This is a genomic window from Pantoea eucalypti (assembly GCF_009646115.1).
Classification (GTDB): Bacteria; Pseudomonadota; Gammaproteobacteria; order Enterobacterales; family Enterobacteriaceae; genus Pantoea; species Pantoea eucalypti.
In genome coordinates this window covers 875,822-892,436 of sequence record NZ_CP045720.1, presented here as the reverse complement: position 1 = coordinate 892,436, position 16,615 = coordinate 875,822, and the positions used below count along the sequence as shown (strand labels likewise).

Below are 16,615 nucleotides of genomic sequence, written 5' to 3'. Positions count from 1 at the left end.
AGTACAAGTTAGTCAATCCTAAGACAGGCAACGCGCGAAAAGTTCGCGCGCTGCCTGTGAAACTTACTTCGCTAAACGCTTCTGATGCTCATGCGCGGCTTTAACAAAGCCGGCAAACAACGGATGGCCGTCGCGTGGGGTCGAGGTAAACTCAGGGTGGAACTGGCAAGCCACAAACCACGGATGGTTCGGGAGTTCGATAATCTCAACCAGTTGATCATCACCCGAGCGACCTGCTACGCGCAGACCGGCTGCTTCAATCTGCTTTAACAGCATATTGTTCACTTCATAGCGGTGGCGATGGCGCTCAACGATGGTGTCAGAGCCGTAGAGCTGGCGAACCTGACTGCCCGGCGTTAACTGACACTGCTGGCTGCCCAGACGCATAGTGCCGCCCAGATCGCTCTGCTCGCTGCGGACTTCGACGTTGCCATCTTCGTCACGCCATTCGGTGATTAATGCCACCACCGGATATTTACAGTCTGGCACAAATTCAGTGGAGTTGGCGCCAGGCATGCCAGCGACATTGCGGGCAAACTCCATCAGCGCGACCTGCATACCCAGGCAGATGCCGAGGTAAGGCACGTTGTTTTCACGTGCGTATTGCGCGGTCATCAGCTTGCCTTCCACGCCACGGTAACCGAAGCCACCTGGAATCAGAATCGCATCCAAATCTTTCAGTAATTCGACACCACGTGACTCAACATCCTGCGAATCGATCAGTTTGATGTTCACAGTGACGCGATTTTTCAGGCCGCCATGTTTCAGCGCTTCGATGACTGACTTGTAGGCATCCGGCAGCTCAACATACTTGCCCACCATACCGATGGTGACTTCACCACCCGGATTGGCTTCTTCGTAAATCACCTGCTCCCACTCAGCCAGGTTGGCTTCCGGTGCATTCAGGTTGAAGCGCTTACAGATATAGTCATCCAGGCCCTGCGACTTCAGCATGCCAGGAATCTTGTAGATGGAATCAACGTCTTTCAGCGAAATAACCGCTTTTTCAGGGACGTTACAGAACAGGGCGATTTTGGCACGTTCATTGGCCGGTACGGCACGGTCAGAACGGCAAATCAGCACATCTGGCTGGATACCAATCGACAGCAGCTCTTTTACAGAGTGCTGAGTCGGTTTCGTTTTCACTTCACCCGCCGCCGCCATATAAGGCACCAGCGTCAGGTGCATATACATCGTGTGTTCGCGGCCCACATCCACGGCCATCTGGCGAATCGCTTCCAGGAACGGCAGTGATTCGATATCTCCTACCGTGCCGCCGATTTCAACCAGCACCACATCATGACCTTCACCGCCTTCAATGATGCGTTCTTTGATGGCGTTGGTGATGTGCGGGATAACCTGAATAGTTGCGCCCAGATAGTCGCCACGGCGTTCTTTGCGCAGGACTTCTGAGTAGATACGGCCAGTGGTGAAGTTGTTACGACGCGACATTTTGGTGCGGATGAAGCGCTCGTAGTGACCCAAATCCAGATCGGTTTCAGCGCCGTCATCAGTGACGAAAACTTCACCGTGCTGTGTCGGGCTCATGGTGCCTGGATCCACGTTGATATACGGGTCCAGCTTCATGATGGTCACGTTCAGACCACGCGCTTCGAGAATGGCTGCGAGGGAGGCTGCGGCAATGCCTTTACCCAGAGAGGAAACGACCCCGCCGGTCACAAAAATATAATTCGTTGTCATGCTGAACCTGAGAGTTTAGGTTTAAAGACGGTGGAATAACCAGGACGGGAAAACAGTATACTGGAAACCGCTATCAGCCACAATTGATGAATCACAGCCATCCTCCAACGCATTGCTGCGTCTTAACATAGCGGATAGCTGCCGATGAAATGTTGATGTGCGTCACAAAGTTGCCGCCGCGCTGAATCGAGTAAGCGTAAACGGCGACTTTATGCACAGCGGTGGAATAATCAGCGCTTCTCGCCCTGTTTCACCTGCTGCCAGGCGGCCTCCATTTGCTCCAGTGTGGCGCCCGGCATGCTGAGACCTTGTGCATTGATAATTGCTTCCACTTCACGGAACCGGCGCTCAAACTTGTCATTCGCCTTTTGCAGTGCGGTTTCCGCTTTGCTGCCAAGATGACGCGAGAGGTTAACCGTGGCAAACAGCAGGTCGCCAATCTCCTCTTCCAGCTTCTCACCATCCACCACGCTCTGCTGCGCCTCGTGCATCACTTCATCAATCTCTTCATGCACTTTTGCCACCACCGGTCCCAGCGTGGTCCAGTCGAAGCCGACGTTGTGACAGCGCTTCTGAATCTTGTGGGCGCGCATCAATGCGGGCAGCGCTTTGGGGATATCATCCAGCGCGGAATGCTGGGCTTTGTCCGCACGCTCGGCAGTTTTAATCGCTTCCCAGTTTTTCAGCACGTCGCTGCTGGTTTCTGCTGTGGCATCGCCAAAAATATGCGGATGACGTCGCTCCAGCTTGTCGCTGATAGCAACACAGATATCCTCGAAATTGAAGCGTTCCTGTTCGCTGGCCATCTGCGCATAGAACACTACCTGAAACAGCAGATCGCCCAGTTCGCCGCGCAGGTCGTCAAAATCTTCGCGCTGAATGGCGTCCAGCACTTCGTAAGTCTCTTCCAGGGTATAGGGCGCAATAGTGGCAAAGGTCTGTTCACGATCCCATGGGCAACCATGCTGTGGATCGCGCAGCGTTTTCATTATGCCAAGCAGGCGCTCAATAGCGTTCATTCAGGCGGTTCCTTGATGAATCAGGTGATGGGCAACGATCAGAGAAGCAAGGCGTGTAACCCGGCCGGATGTGGTGAACAGCATCCGGCCGGGTTTCAGGGTGCAGAAAACGCCCGCGCAACCTCCTGTTGCCGGTTGCTTCAGAGCCTGACTGAATATCAGTGCAGGCGGCGGGCATCAATGATATCAGAGACCTGGTTCAGTCGCGCCAGGACACGTCCCAGAACCTGGTGGTTGTAGATCTCAATATCCATATCGATAGTCGCCAGCTGCTTTTTGGTGTCGCTGCGGCTTGAGACGCCCAGTACATTCACTTTCTCGTTGGCGAGAATCGTGGTGATGTCGCGCAGTAAGCCGCTGCGATCGTTGGCGGTGACACGCACCACCAGCGAGTAACCGCTGGAGTAGCTTTCGCCCCATACCGCATCGACGATACGTTCCGGCGCGTGCGACGTGAGTTCAGCCAGCTGGTCACAGTCCGCGCGGTGAATCGAGATGCCGCGCCCCTGGGTGATGAAGCCGACAATGTCATCCCCCGGAATCGGCTGGCAGCAGCGGGCGATGTGGTGCATCAGATTGCCTACGCCCTCCACGACCACGCGACCACTCTCTTTGCGCGCAGGCTGAGAGTAGGCTTTCTGAGTCAGCTGGCGCAGCGCTTCGCGATCTTCCTCTTCAGCACTCGGCTTGTTCAGCTTCGCCTGCAGGAAGTTAACCATCTGATTCAGACGAATATCGCCGCCGCCAATCGCCGCCAGCAACTCTTCAAGCGAGGTCACGTTATAGCGCGGCAGCAGCAGTTTTTCCGCTTCGCGCAGGCTGATATCAAGCTGATTCAGTTCGTTATCCAGAATCTGCCGTCCGGCGATAATATTCTTGTCGCGATCCTGCTTGCGGAACCAGTTGTGGATCTTCGAGCGTCCACGGCTGGTGGTAATGTAGCCCAGGTTCGGGTTGAGCCAGTCACGGCTCGGGTTCGGCTGTTTCTGGGTAATCACTTCAACCTGGTCGCCCATCTGCAGCTGGTAGGTGAACGGCACGATGCGGCCACCAATTTTTGCGCCGATGCAGCGGTGACCGATGTCACTGTGAATGTGGTAGGCGAAGTCGAGCGGTGTCGAACCTGCGGGCAGATCCACGACGTCGCCTTTTGGCGTAAAGACGTAGACCCGGTCATCAAACACCTGGCTACGGACTTCTTCCAGCAACTCGCCGGAGTCAGCCATCTCTTCCTGCCAGCTGATCAGCTTACGCAGCCAGGCAATGCGCTCTTCGTGACCTGCTGCGCCACGCGCGCTGCTGGAGGTGGGGCCCTCTTTGTACTTCCAGTGTGCCGCAACGCCCAGTTCGGCATCTTCGTGCATCTGTCGGGTACGGATCTGGATCTCCACCGTTTTGCCCTGCGGCCCAAGCACGACGGTATGAATCGACTGGTAGCCGTTGGGCTTGGGGTTGGCCACGTAGTCATCGAACTCGCTGGGCAGATGGCGATAAAGCGTATGTACCGTACCCAGTGCGCCGTAGCAATCCTGCAGGCGATCGGCGACGATACGCACCGCACGCACATCAAACAGCTCATCAAAGGCCAGCGACTTTTTCTGCATCTTGCGCCAGATGCTGTAGATATGTTTCGGACGACCATAAACTTCGGCGCGCACGCCCTCTTTCGCCATCTCTTTGCGCAGGTTGCTGACAAAATTGTCGATGTACTGCTCACGATCAATTCGCCGCTCATGCAGTAGTTTGGCAATGCGCTTGTATTCGTCGGGATGGAGATAGCGGAAGCAATAATCTTCCAGCTCCCATTTGAGCTGACCGATGCCCAGACGGTTGGCCAGAGGTGCATAAATGTTGGTGCTCTCTTTGGCCGCCAGCACCCGCTCATCTTCCGGCGCATCTTTCATTTCGCGCAGGTTCATGATGCGTTCGGCCAGCTTCAGCACTACGCAGCGGAAATCTTCCACCATTGCCAGCAGCATGCGGCGGACATTATCCACCTGTTCAGAGGCCATGGAGTCGTTGTGAATCGCTTTCAGCTGGCGAATGGCGTCCATGTCACGCACGCCGTGCACCAGCGAGACAATGCCTTTACCGACGGCGGTTTCCAGCTCTTCTTCACTGACCACTTCATCGTTAGCCAGCGGGAAAATCAGTGCTGCACACAGGCTTTCAATATCCATGCTGAGCATTGAGAGGATTTCCACCATCTCGATACCGCGCCACAGAAGCAGCGACTGATCGGGATGGCCCTGCGTCTGCGCTTCGCAGTAGCGCCAGGTCTCGGCAACGCGTTGACATGATTGCGGGTTGGCAATACCGAGACTGGCGATCCACTGGTCGAGGGCGAAATCTCCCTCGGTATTTAAATGCGCACTTCTGACCGCAACCATAACCTCTCCTGCACAACGACATTCATCGCTTATGTTTTTCTGAACAGCACCATGGATTCGAGATGACGGGTATGAGGAAACATATCCAGCATCGCGACCCTTTCCAATTGGTAGCCTGCTGACAGCAATATCTGGCTGTCGCGGGCGAGTGTTGTGGGATTACACGAAACATAGACCACACGTTCTGGTGCAAGTTTAACCACATGCGCCATTACGCCCGCAGCCCCGGCGCGTGCCGGATCGAGTAATACCTTGTTAAACCCCTGTGTCGCCCACGGCTGGCGCGACACCTCTTCTTCCAGATTATGCTGAAAGAAACTTACATTTTTAAGATTATTCAAATCAGCATTATACGCTGCCTGCCGCACTAATGCTGCAATCCCCTCCACACCAACCACATTTTGTACGAAGATTCCTACAGGAAGTGTGAAGTTTCCCATGCCACAAAACAGATCCAGCACGCGGTCTTCCGGCTGCAAATCCAGCCAGGCGATCGCCTTCGCGACCATCTGCTGATTCACCCCATCATTAACCTGGATAAAATCCTGTGGATTGAAGGTTAGCTTAAGTTGATGAGAGTGATAAAAGGGCATCGATTCACTTAACGCCGTCAGATTTTCATCGCCCGCATCCAGGAACAGCATCAGCTGATGTTTATGCGAAAACTGTTCCAGTTTTTCACGGTCATCTGTATGCAGCGCATCAAGATGGCGCAGAATCATCAGCGGGCCATTGTCCGCCAGCACCAGTTCCACATGCCCGAGACGCCTGACAGCTCGCAGGTCGCTGAGACACTGGTGCAGCGGAACCAGCAATGCCTCAAGTTCGGGCACTAAAACGGGGCAGTGCTGTATATCGACCAGATCGTTGCTGGCTTCCTGCCGGAATCCCATCTGCAATCGCTGCGCTTTATTTTGCCATTGCAGACCCAGACGCGCACGACGGCGGTAACCCCAGGGCTGACCGGCGATCACCTCATCCACCGCGACACTCTGTGAGGCGGCCTGGCTCAGCATCCGGCTCAGGGCCTGCGCTTTGCTCTGCTGTTGCAGTGCCACATCGGCATGCTGCTGCTGGCAACCGCCGCAGCGATCATAGTGCGGGCAGCGCGGTGTCACCCGAGCCGGACTGCGGCTAATCAGCCGTGTCACTTTCGCCCGGGCAAATTGACGTTTATCCTCTGTCAGCACAATCTCAGCCTGTTCACCCGGCAGGGCACCCGCGACAAACAGGGTTTTGCCCTTGTGGCGTGCCACACCTTGTCCAAACGGGTCAAGCTCCTCAATGGTGACGGTGAGGCGTTGTTGCGTCGTCACGCGCTGTTTTGCAACGTAGAATTGCGCCATAGTGTTATTTATTCTCTTTATCGAAAAACGACCTGCATAGCTTTATCAACAGCATGCACAGGGACGTTAATGCCGGAGTAGCCAGGCGACTATTATGACCAAATACAGCCTTCGGGCGCGAATGATGATTTTAATTCTGGCACCCACGCTGATGGTTGGCCTGCTGCTCAGCTCATTTTTTGTGGTGCACCGCTACAATGAGCTACAGCGACAGGTAATCGATGCCGGGGCCAACATCATCGAACCCCTGGCGATTTCCAGCGAATACAGCATGACCTGGCACAATCGTGATGCCATGCGTGAACTGGTCAGCCTGCTGCATCGTCGCCACTCCGCCATTGTTCGGGCGATCTCGGTGTTTGATAACCACAATCAGCTCTATGTCACCTCCAATCACAAGCAAAACCTCAGCCTGTTGCAACAGGATGATATCCGCGGTCTGCCCGACGATGTTTCTATGGAACGTCACGGCAGCATACTGATTCTGCGCACGCCGATTACCACCGAACGTTACGATGTGGATGAATTACCGGATGAAGATGCCAAGCCATCGGGCAATCCGCTGGGCTATGTGGCAATAGAGCTGGATCTGCAGTCAGTGCGTTTACAGCAGTATAAAGAGGTGTTTGTCGCCACGCTGATGCTGCTCTTCTGCCTCTGCCTTGCCATGCTGTTTGCTTACCGTCTGATGCGCGATGTCACCGGCCCGATCCGCAATATGGTCACCACCGTTGACCGCATCCGTCGCGGCCAGCTTGATAGCCGCGTTGAGGGTTACATGCTGGGTGAACTCAGCATTCTGAAAAACGGGATTAACGCGATGGCCATGTCGCTGACCGCCTATCACGAAGAGATGCAGCACAATATCGATCAGGCGACCTACGATCTGCGGGAAACACTGGAACAGCTGGAGATTCAGAACGTTGAGCTGGATCTGGCGAAGAAACGCGCCCAGGAAGCGGCGCGCATCAAATCTGAGTTTCTGGCCAATATGTCCCATGAGCTGCGAACGCCGCTGAATGGCGTGCTGGGCTTTACCCGCCAGATGCTGAAAACCCAGCTGCGCACGACGCAGCGTGACTATATGCAGACCATTGAACGTTCGGCTAATAACCTGCTCAGCATCATCAATGACGTGCTCGATTTCTCGAAGCTGGAAGCGGGCAAGCTGATGCTGGAGGCCATCCCCTTCCCGCTACGCGCCACGCTGGATGAAACCCTGGTGCTGCTGGCGCCGTCAGCACATGACAAAGGGCTGGAGCTGACGGTGGTGTGTGACAGCAGCGTGCCGGACAACGTGATTGGCGATGCGCTGCGCCTGCAACAGATCCTGATCAACCTGATCGGAAACGCCATCAAGTTTACCGAGAAGGGATACATCGGCCTGCGCGTCGGACAGCGGGTGATTACGCAGTCGCGCGTCGAGCTGGAGATTCAGGTTGAGGACAGCGGCATCGGCATCTCTGAGCAGCAACAGACCCAGATGTTTCAGGCGTTTCGTCAGGCTGACGCCAGTATTTCGCGCCGTCATGGCGGTACCGGGCTGGGGCTGGTCATCACCCAGAAACTGGTACGGGAGATGGGCGGCGAAATAACCTTTAGCAGCCAGCCGGATCAAGGCTCTGTGTTTGTCATTCGCGTACAGCTGGATCTTAATCCTAATGCACCCGGCATGCCGCGCGTGCTGGATGCGCTGTCACATGCGCGCATTGCCTACGTGGAACCGGATGCTTATGTTGCCAGCGCAGCGCTGGAGATGCTGAGCGCGACACCGTTGCAGATTGACTACAGCGAAACGCTGGAGGGATTAAAAGCACCTCACTATCCGCTGCTGCTGATGGCGATGCCCGTCGATATCAGCCAGCCCGAACTGCTCAACGAGCGCAGGATTAATGGGCTGCTGGATCGGGCTGACAATGTGCTGATGGCGCTTCCCAGCCCGATGATGTTGCTGGCTGATGAGCTGAAGGCGCGGGGCATTGACGGCTGCATTGCGAAACCAATCTCTCTGACGCGACTCCTGCCGATGTTACTGGATCTCCATACCCGTCAGATGAGTGAACTGCCGCCATCTCCCCGCCTGCCGCTGACGGTGATGGCGGTGGATGATAATCCTGCCAATCTTAAACTGATTGGCGCGCTGCTCGAGGAGCAGGTGCAGAATATCCTGCTGTGCAGCAGCGCTGAACACGCTATTCGCGAGGCTCGTCAGCAGCCGCTGGATGTGATTCTGATGGATATTCAGATGCCTGAGATTGATGGCATTCGCGCCAGCGAAATTATCCGTAGCCTGCCTCAACACGCCAGTACGCCGATTGTAGCAGTGACCGCCCATGCCATTGATGGCGAGCGCGAGCAGTTGATCAAGGCAGGCATGAATGACTACCTTGCGAAGCCAATTGATGAGAGCAAGTTAAGACAGCTGCTGGCGCGCTATACGCCGCCGCCGGTGGTCCCTGTGCCTGAACTGCTGCCAATATTACCCACGCTAGACTGGCAACTGGCGCTGCGACAGGCGGCGAATAAACCCGATCTGGCACGTGATCTGCTGCGGATGCTGCTGGAATTTTTACCGGAAGTGCATGCGAAGATGGCGCAGTTTATGGCGACCAATGAGGTCAACGCCCTGCGTGAGATTATTCACAAGCTGCACGGCAGCGCCAGCTACAGCGGCGTACCGCGCATGAAACAACTCTGCCATCAGCTGGAGCGAGGACTGCTGGAGGCCAGCGACATCGCGGCACTGGAACCGGAGCTGCTGGAGTTGCAGGATGAGATGGAAAACGTCGCCAGAGAAGCCCGTCAGCTGTTAGGAATTGGATAAGGCTGGCGGCAGCTGTCGCCGAACCTGCCACTGTCTCAAATGCTAACCGGCTTGCAGGGCTAACTTACAGCGCGCTGGCCAGAAAAGAGCGTGGTGCTTAAACAGACATTCTGAATATCAACGCCCTTTTCAGTCTGCTCAATGTCCGCTCAATCCGGCTGGGCTTAATAATCAGGTGCGCCTGCCGGTTACCTGAATCCGGCCAGTTTCAGCGTGGCAGCCACGTTACGTGCCGTCATCTCAACATTTTTTCCGGCACTGGCCAGTGCTTCATCCAGCGAACAGATGGTGTAAAGCACGCTGAATACCGCATCGATTCCATGTTGATGCACCACGCCAACATCCGCCGTCAGGCTGCCGGCAATACCAATCACTGGCTTGTTAAAACGTTTTGCCACGCTGGCGACACCAATTGGCACCTTGCCATTAATACTCTGGCTGTCGATACGCCCTTCACCGGTAATCACCAGATCAGCATCTTTCACCTGGTCAGCCAGCCCCAGCGCCTCTGTGACAATTTCAATGCCGCGTCGCAGTTCCGCCCGACAAAAGGCGTGCAGTGCCGCCCCCATCCCGCCCGCTGCACCACCGCCAGGAATGTGCAGGACATCAATATCCAGATCGCGATGAATAATGGCGGCGTAATGCACCAATGCCTGATCGAGCTGCTGCACCAGCGCCGGTGTCGCGCCTTTCTGCGGACCGAAGATGGCCGATGCGCCTTCTTTTCCGGTGAGCGGATTAGAAACATCACACGCCACTTCGATGCGGCACTGATGAATGCGGGCATCCAGTGCATCAATATCAATGCTGGCAAGCGCAGAGAGTGCGCCGCCTCCGTGACCAATCTCGCCGCCCTGGGCGTCCAGCAGTCGGGCGCCGAGCGCCTGCATCATCCCGGCACCGCCATCATTGGTGGCGCTGCCGCCGATACCAATGATGATATGGCCGACGCCCTTATCCAGCGCATGCCTGATCAACTCGCCGGTGCCGAATGAGGTCGTTATCAGCGGGTCACGCTGTGCTGCCGGAACCTGTTCCAGTCCGCTGGCCGCGGCCATTTCGATATAGGCCGTGGACTCATCGCCGGACAGGCCATAAAAGGCATCAACCTGCGTGCCCAACGGTCCGGTCACCTTCAGCCTGACGATTTTTCCCTTCGTCGCCGCCACCATCGCTTCTACCGTGCCTTCGCCACCGTCGGCGACCGGTATTTTCACGTAATGTGCATCGGGGAAGATGTCACGGAAACCCGCTTCAATCGCCGATGCCACATCCAGGGCGGATAAACTCTCTTTATATGAATCCGGTGCGATTACGATTTTCATAGGCAATCCGAGCGCAGTTGAGTGATTGAAACGGCTCTGAACCAGTCCGGTGTTGGGGAGACCGGCATCGGGTTTTAGCGGGCGATTTCAACCTTCGCTAACTTCTCATAATAGCAGGCCAGTGCACTGTGGTCGGCGTTACCCTGCCCGTCATTGCGCAGCGCCTGCATCATCTCCATCACTGCTGCCGTCAGCGGCAGATGCGCGCCGATGCTGTGCGAGGTATCCAGCGCGTTCGCCAGATCTTTGATATGCAGGTCAATCCGGAAGCCGGGCTTGAAGTTACGATCCATCACCATCGGCGCTTTGGCATCCAGTACCGTGCTGCCCGCCAGGCCGCCACGAATCGCCTGATAAACCAGATCCGGATTCACACCCGCTTTGGTCGCCAGCGATAACGCTTCAGACATCGCCGCAATGTTCAGTGCCACAATCACCTGGTTAGCCAGCTTAGTCACGTTGCCCGCACCGATGTCGCCGGTATGCACCACCGAGCCCGCCATCGCTTTCATGATGTCGTAGCAGGAATCGAACACGGCTTTGTCACCGCCGACCATCACCGAAAGCGTTCCTTCAATCGCTTTGGGTTCGCCGCCACTGACCGGCGCATCAAGCATTTTGATCTGCTTTTCTGCCAGCGCATCGTGTACCTCACGGCTCGCCAGCGGCGCAATGGAACTCATGTCGATGACCACCAGACCTGGCTTCGCTCCTTCGATAATGCCGTTTTTCCCCAGGCAGACGTCAATAACCTGTGGTGAGTTGGGCACCATGGTAATCACCACATCGCACTGCTCAGCCACCTCTTTTGGCGTTTTCGCCACGGTTGCGCCCAGTTTAGCCAGTTCCGCTTCGTTTTCGGTGTTGTTGTCGCGCACTACCAGCGAATACCCGGCTTTCACCAGATTTTTACTCATGGGTTTGCCCATAATGCCCAGGCCGATAAATCCAATTTTCATGACGTTTCCCCTTAATCGATTAGCGCTTAAATTTGTCGCATAACGCCTGCGAGGCGTTGCGGAACATCCCGACATCGCTGCCGACAGCCACAAAGGTGGCGCCCCACTCCAGATAGCGACGCGCGTCCGCTTCTACCGGTGCCAGAATGCCGCTCGGCTTACCGGCGGCTTTGGCTCGTTCAAAAATGTGCTTAATCACTTTCAGTACTTCAGGATGTGCGGGCTGACCGAGATAGCCCAGCGCAGCGGAGAGATCGCCCGGCCCGACAAAAATGCCGTCGACACCGTCCACCGCTGCGATGGCATCAATGTTGTCAACCGCCTGCTGAGTTTCGATCTGCACCAGCACCGTGATGTTGTCATTGATGGTGCTGTTGTAATCCGGCAGCGTGCCGTACATGTTGCTGCGATGCGACACCGAAACACCACGAATCCCGGCTGGCGGATAGCGGGTTGAGGCAACAGCCCGCAGGGCTTCCTCTTCGGTTTCGACAAACGGCACCAGAAGATTGTTAAACCCGATATCCAGCAGACGCTTAATGATCACCGGCTCGTTGCAGGGCGGACGCACCACGGGCGCACTGTGGCTGCCTTTCAGCGCCATCAGCTGCGGTACAAAGGTGGTGATGTCGTTGGGCGCGTGCTCTCCATCCAGGACCAGCCAGTCGAAACCGGCCAGCCCCAGAATTTCAGTCGAGATCGGACTGGCCAGCGCGCACCAGCTGCCAATCAGGGTATCGCCCGCTAAAAGGCGACGACGAAATCCATTGGGCCAGGCTGCATTACTCATGGTTGAACTCCTGTGACGATGGCTCCGCTTGGGGAGCCGAAAAGGTTAACGAACCAGGCATGGGCGCTTATTGTCGAACGTCCATCCCGGCACTAAAAACTGCATCGCTTCAGCATCGTCACGTGCACCCAGTCCCTGCTTCTGATAGAGCGCATTGGCCTGCATCACCTGATCCATATCCAGCTCTACGCCGAGACCCGGTTTCTGCGGCACCTGCACCATACCGCCTTTAATCTGGAACGGCTCTTTGGTCAGACGCTGATTGCCCTCCTGCCAGATCCAGTGGGTATCAATGGCGGTAATCGCACCCGGCGCGGCAGCGGCAACGTGAGTAAACATCGCCAGCGAAATGTCGAAGTGGTTATTGGAGTGCGAGCCCCAGGTCAGACCGAAGTCGTGACACATCTGCGCCACGCGCACCGAACCCTGCATGGTCCAGAAATGTGGGTCAGCCAGCGGAATGTCGACTGACTGCAGCGACAGGGTATGGCCCATCTGCCGCCAGTCGGTGGCGATCATATTGGTGGCCGTTGGCATGCCGGTGGCGCGGCGGAACTCAGCCATCACTTCGCGACCGGAGTAGCCCTGTTCGGCTCCACAAGGATCTTCTGCGTAGGCCAGCACATCTTTAAGCTGTTTGCCGAGCATGATCGCCTCGTTGAGCGACCAGGCTCCATTGGGATCGAGGGTGATACGGGCTTCAGGAAAACGTTTTGCCAGCGCGGTAACGGCTTCAGCCTCTTCGCCGCCGCGCAGCACGCCGCCTTTGAGTTTGAAATCGTTAAAGCCATATTTCTCATAAGCCGCTTCCGCCAGACGCACGACCGCATCCGGCGTGAGCGCCTCTTCATGGCGCAGGCGATACCAGTCGCACGGATCGTTCTGCTGGTTCTGATAAGAGAGCGAGGTTTTATTGCGGTCGCCGATGTAGAACAGGTAGCCGAGCATCTCCACGCGGTCGCGCTGCTGACCGTCACCCAGCAGCGAGGCGACGTTGACGCCCAGGTGCTGACCCAGCAAATCAAGCAGCGCCGCTTCGATACCGGTCACCACATGGATCGTGGTGCGCAGATCAAAGGTCTGGTTACCGCGCCCGTTCGCATCGCGGTCAGCAAAGGTGCTGCGCACCAGGCTGAGGGTATTTTTGTACTCACCCAGCGTTTTGCCGATCACCAGCGAGGCCGCATCTTCCAGCGTCTGGCGAATCTTCTCGCCGCCCGGAATTTCGCCAACACCAGTGTGTCCGGCGTTATCTTTGATAATCACAATGTTGCGGGTAAAGAATGGTGAGTGAGCGCCGCTGAGGTTTAGCAGCATGCTGTCATAGCCTGCGACCGGAATAACCTGCATGGCGGTCACTTTCGGTGTTGAACTCATCTCTTGCTCCTTATGCTGTTGCACGGCCAAATGCCGGACGCTTGCGATCAAAAGTCCAGCCAGGGACCAGATACTGCATCGCCGTGGCGTCGTTACGCGCACCGGCGGGCAGTGACTGATAAAGCTGATGGGCTTTGTTTACCTGCTCCCAGTCGAGCTCAATGCCCAGGCCAGGCGCATCCGGTACGGCAATTTTGCCGTTGCGGATTTGCAGCGGATTTTTCGTCAGGCGCTGATCGCCCTCCTGCCAGATCCAGTGGGTATCAATCGCGGTCGGGTTGCCTGGCGCTGCTGCACCCACATGGGTAAACATCGCCAGCGAAATATCAAAGTGGTTATTGGAGTGACAGCCCCAGGTGAGGCCCCATTCATCGCACAGCTGCGCGACCCGAACAGCACCGCTCAGCGTCCAGAAATGCGGATCGGCCAGCGGAATATCGACCGCATTGACCATCACCGCGTGGTTCATCTCGCGCCAGTTGGTGGCGATCATATTTGTGGCGACGGGCAGGCCGGTTGCGCGCCGGAACTCAGCCATCACTTCCCGGCCCGAATAGCCCTGCTCCGCGCCACAGGGGTCTTCGGCGTAGCTCAGCACATCCTGCATTCCTTTACACAGCGCGATGGCTTCATCCAGCAGCCAGGCTCCATTGGGATCGACGGTGATACGGGCATCGGGAAAACGCTGCTTGAGCGCCGCCGCCGTGGCGATCTCCTGCTCACCCGGCAGCACGCCACCTTTGAGCTTGAAATCTTTAAAGCCATATTTATCCTGTGCCGCTTCAGCCAGGCGCACGACAGCATCGCTGGTCAGTGCTTCCTGATGACGCAGGTGATACCAGTCGTGGCTGGCCTGATCACCGCTCAGGTAGGGAAGATCGGTTTTACGGCGGTCGCCAAGATAGAACAGGTAGCCCAGCACCGTGACTTCATCACGCTGTTTGCCCGGCCCCAGCAGTTCAGCCACCGGTACGCCCAGACACTGTCCCAGCAGATCGAGCAGCGCGGCTTCAAGTGCGGCCACCGCATTGACCCGCAATTCAAAGGTCCATGCACCGTTACCGAAAGTGGTGAAGTCGGCGGACTGATTGCCTTTGTGCACCTGCTGCACCAGACGATTCATTCGGGCAATCTGCTGGCCTTTCACCTGCGGAATCGCCTCCACCAGCGTCTGATAGATGGTGTCGCCGCCCGGCGCCTCACCGACGCCGGTGTGACCGGCACTATCAGTGAGCACCACAATGTTGCGGGTAAAACAGGCGTTGTGTGCACCGCCAATATTGAGCAGCATACTGTCGTAACCGGCGACCGGGATAACCCGCATGTCAGTAATCACCGGCGAACTTTGCGTATTCATGATGCATCCTTACCAGGCCAGGTTTTCAGTTCGACACGTTTGATATCGCCGGCAATGACCAGGAAGCTTAATGCCGCGACAAAGGCGTGAATCCCCACATAAACCAGCGCGCCTTCAAATGAACCGCTGGTGGCAATGATGTAACCGATGGCGATAGGCGTGACGATGCCGGAGAAGTTACCGAACATGTTGAACAAACCACCGCTCAGGCCGCTGATCTCTTTCGGCGCGGTATCTGCCATCACCGCCCAGCCCAGCGCGCCGATGCCTTTACCAAAGAAGGCCAGTGCCATAAAGAACACCACCATCCATTCGGTATTGGTGTAGTTACACATCACCATTGAGATAGAGAGCAGCATGCCGAGAACGATTGGCGTTTTACGTGCGATATTCAGCGAGCCGGTTTTACGCATCAGCCAGTCAGAGATCACCCCGCCCAGTACGCCGCCGAGGAAGCCGCACACCGCCGGAATCGACGCAACAAAGCCCGCTTTAAGAATCGACATGCCGCGCGCCTGTACCAGATAGACCGGGAACCAGGTGATAAAGAAGTAGGTTAAGGCGTTAACACAGTATTGACCGAGATAGATGCCCAGCATCATGCGTGACGTCAGCAGCTGTTTGATCTGGAACCACTTCTCGCCCCAGCTCACTTTTCGGGTGTTCTTTTTGACATCCATGTTGATGAGCGCGCCGCCCTGTTCCATGTACTCCAGTTCAGCTTTATTCACGCCAGGATGATCGGTGGGATCGTGTATCACTTTGAGCCAGATGAAACTGAGGATGATGCCCAGGCCGCCCATGAACCAGAACACGTGCGCCCAGCCCACGGAAGAGACCAGCCAGCCCATAATCGGTGCGAAGATCACGGTGGCAAAGTATTGGGCCGAGTTGAAGATCGCCACCGCCGTGCCGCGTTCCTGCGCCGGGAACCAGGCTGCGACTATGCGGCTGTTGCCCGGGAAAGAAGGTGCTTCAGCCAGGCCGACCAGGAAACGCAGAATAAACAGCGACATGATGATGCCAAAGCCGCTGAACAGATCGACGAACCCTTGCAGAAAGGTAAACAGCGACCAGGTGAAGATGCTCCAGAAGTAGACGCGTTTTGAGCCGAAGCGATCGAGCAGCCAGCCGCCCGGAATCTGACCAATGACATACGCCCATGAGAACGCTGAGAAGATATAGCCAAGTCCGACCGAATCGAGGCCGATATCTTTGGACATCGCCGAACCGGCAATTGAAATGGTTGCGCGGTCACCGTAGTTGAATGAGGTGACGATAAATAACATCACCACAATCCAGTAACGGGCATTGGTGCGCTTCTGCACCGTTTCCGCGGTCTGGCTGAAACTATTCATGATGCACTCCTGAAATATAGCGTGAGCTACATCCGCTCTGACTGCATACACATCGCGTTGGGTATCAGAGAGAAATTGGGTTAAACACGGCGATCTTTTTGTTTTGGCAAACTTTTATTTATTCATCCGGCTGCTGACAGCTGCGGTCATTAACGCGCCTTTGCCC

Annotated in this window: 11 protein-coding genes; 1 reads left to right on the top strand and 10 read right to left on the bottom strand. The window is 56.2% G+C overall.

The window, feature by feature from the left end:
- Window positions 1-63: 63 nt before the first annotated feature.
- From pyrG to rlmD, 4 genes are all read right to left on the bottom strand, one after another.
- A complete protein-coding gene (pyrG, locus tag EE896_RS04215) occupies window positions 64-1,701 on the bottom strand; it encodes a glutamine hydrolyzing CTP synthase (RefSeq protein WP_003854607.1) in 1,638 nt (545 codons plus the stop codon).
- Between the two features lie 230 nt (window positions 1,702-1,931).
- On the bottom strand, window positions 1,932-2,720 hold the full coding sequence (gene mazG / locus EE896_RS04210; protein WP_008927113.1) for a nucleoside triphosphate pyrophosphohydrolase: 789 nt from the start codon (window positions 2,718-2,720) through the stop codon (window positions 1,932-1,934).
- 158 nt (window positions 2,721-2,878) lie between these two features.
- The gene (relA, locus tag EE896_RS04205; RefSeq protein ID WP_003854613.1) at window positions 2,879-5,110 is read right to left on the bottom strand and encodes a GTP diphosphokinase; all 2,232 of its coding nucleotides are present in this window, start codon (window positions 5,108-5,110) and stop codon (window positions 2,879-2,881) included.
- 29 nt (window positions 5,111-5,139) lie between these two features.
- Window positions 5,140-6,456: a 23S rRNA (uracil(1939)-C(5))-methyltransferase RlmD gene (gene rlmD / locus EE896_RS04200; RefSeq protein WP_003854615.1), complete on the bottom strand. Its 1,317-nt coding sequence runs from the start codon at window positions 6,454-6,456 to the stop codon at window positions 5,140-5,142.
- A gap of 94 nt (window positions 6,457-6,550) precedes the next feature.
- Between rlmD and barA the strand changes: the two genes are divergently transcribed.
- The gene (barA, locus tag EE896_RS04195; RefSeq protein ID WP_008927114.1) at window positions 6,551-9,280 is read left to right on the top strand and encodes a two-component sensor histidine kinase BarA; all 2,730 of its coding nucleotides are present in this window, start codon (window positions 6,551-6,553) and stop codon (window positions 9,278-9,280) included.
- Window positions 9,281-9,468: 188 nt separating this feature from the next.
- Here barA and EE896_RS04190 read toward each other — a convergent pair whose 3' ends face one another.
- The 6 genes from EE896_RS04190 to EE896_RS04165 form a co-directional block, all read right to left on the bottom strand.
- A complete protein-coding gene (locus EE896_RS04190; protein ID WP_003854619.1) occupies window positions 9,469-10,608 on the bottom strand; it encodes a glycerate kinase in 1,140 nt (379 codons plus the stop codon).
- A gap of 74 nt (window positions 10,609-10,682) precedes the next feature.
- Window positions 10,683-11,567 carry a 2-hydroxy-3-oxopropionate reductase gene (gene garR, locus EE896_RS04185; RefSeq protein ID WP_003854621.1) on the bottom strand — a complete coding sequence of 295 codons (885 nt, stop codon included), beginning with the start codon at window positions 11,565-11,567 and terminating at the stop codon, window positions 10,683-10,685.
- A gap of 19 nt (window positions 11,568-11,586) precedes the next feature.
- Complete coding sequence (garL, locus tag EE896_RS04180; RefSeq protein ID WP_003854622.1) at window positions 11,587-12,357, bottom strand: 2-dehydro-3-deoxyglucarate aldolase; 771 nt, start codon at window positions 12,355-12,357, stop codon at window positions 11,587-11,589.
- A gap of 45 nt (window positions 12,358-12,402) precedes the next feature.
- A complete protein-coding gene (gene gudD, locus EE896_RS04175; protein ID WP_008927115.1) occupies window positions 12,403-13,734 on the bottom strand; it encodes a glucarate dehydratase in 1,332 nt (443 codons plus the stop codon).
- 10 nt (window positions 13,735-13,744) lie between these two features.
- Window positions 13,745-15,091, bottom strand: coding sequence for an enolase C-terminal domain-like protein (locus EE896_RS04170; RefSeq protein ID WP_008927116.1), 1,347 nt, complete (start codon window positions 15,089-15,091; stop codon window positions 13,745-13,747).
- On the bottom strand, window positions 15,088-16,449 hold the full coding sequence (locus EE896_RS04165) for an MFS transporter (protein WP_140916645.1): 1,362 nt from the start codon (window positions 16,447-16,449) through the stop codon (window positions 15,088-15,090). The genes EE896_RS04170 and EE896_RS04165 overlap by 4 nt, the downstream gene beginning before the upstream one ends.
- Window positions 16,450-16,615 lie beyond the last annotated feature (166 nt).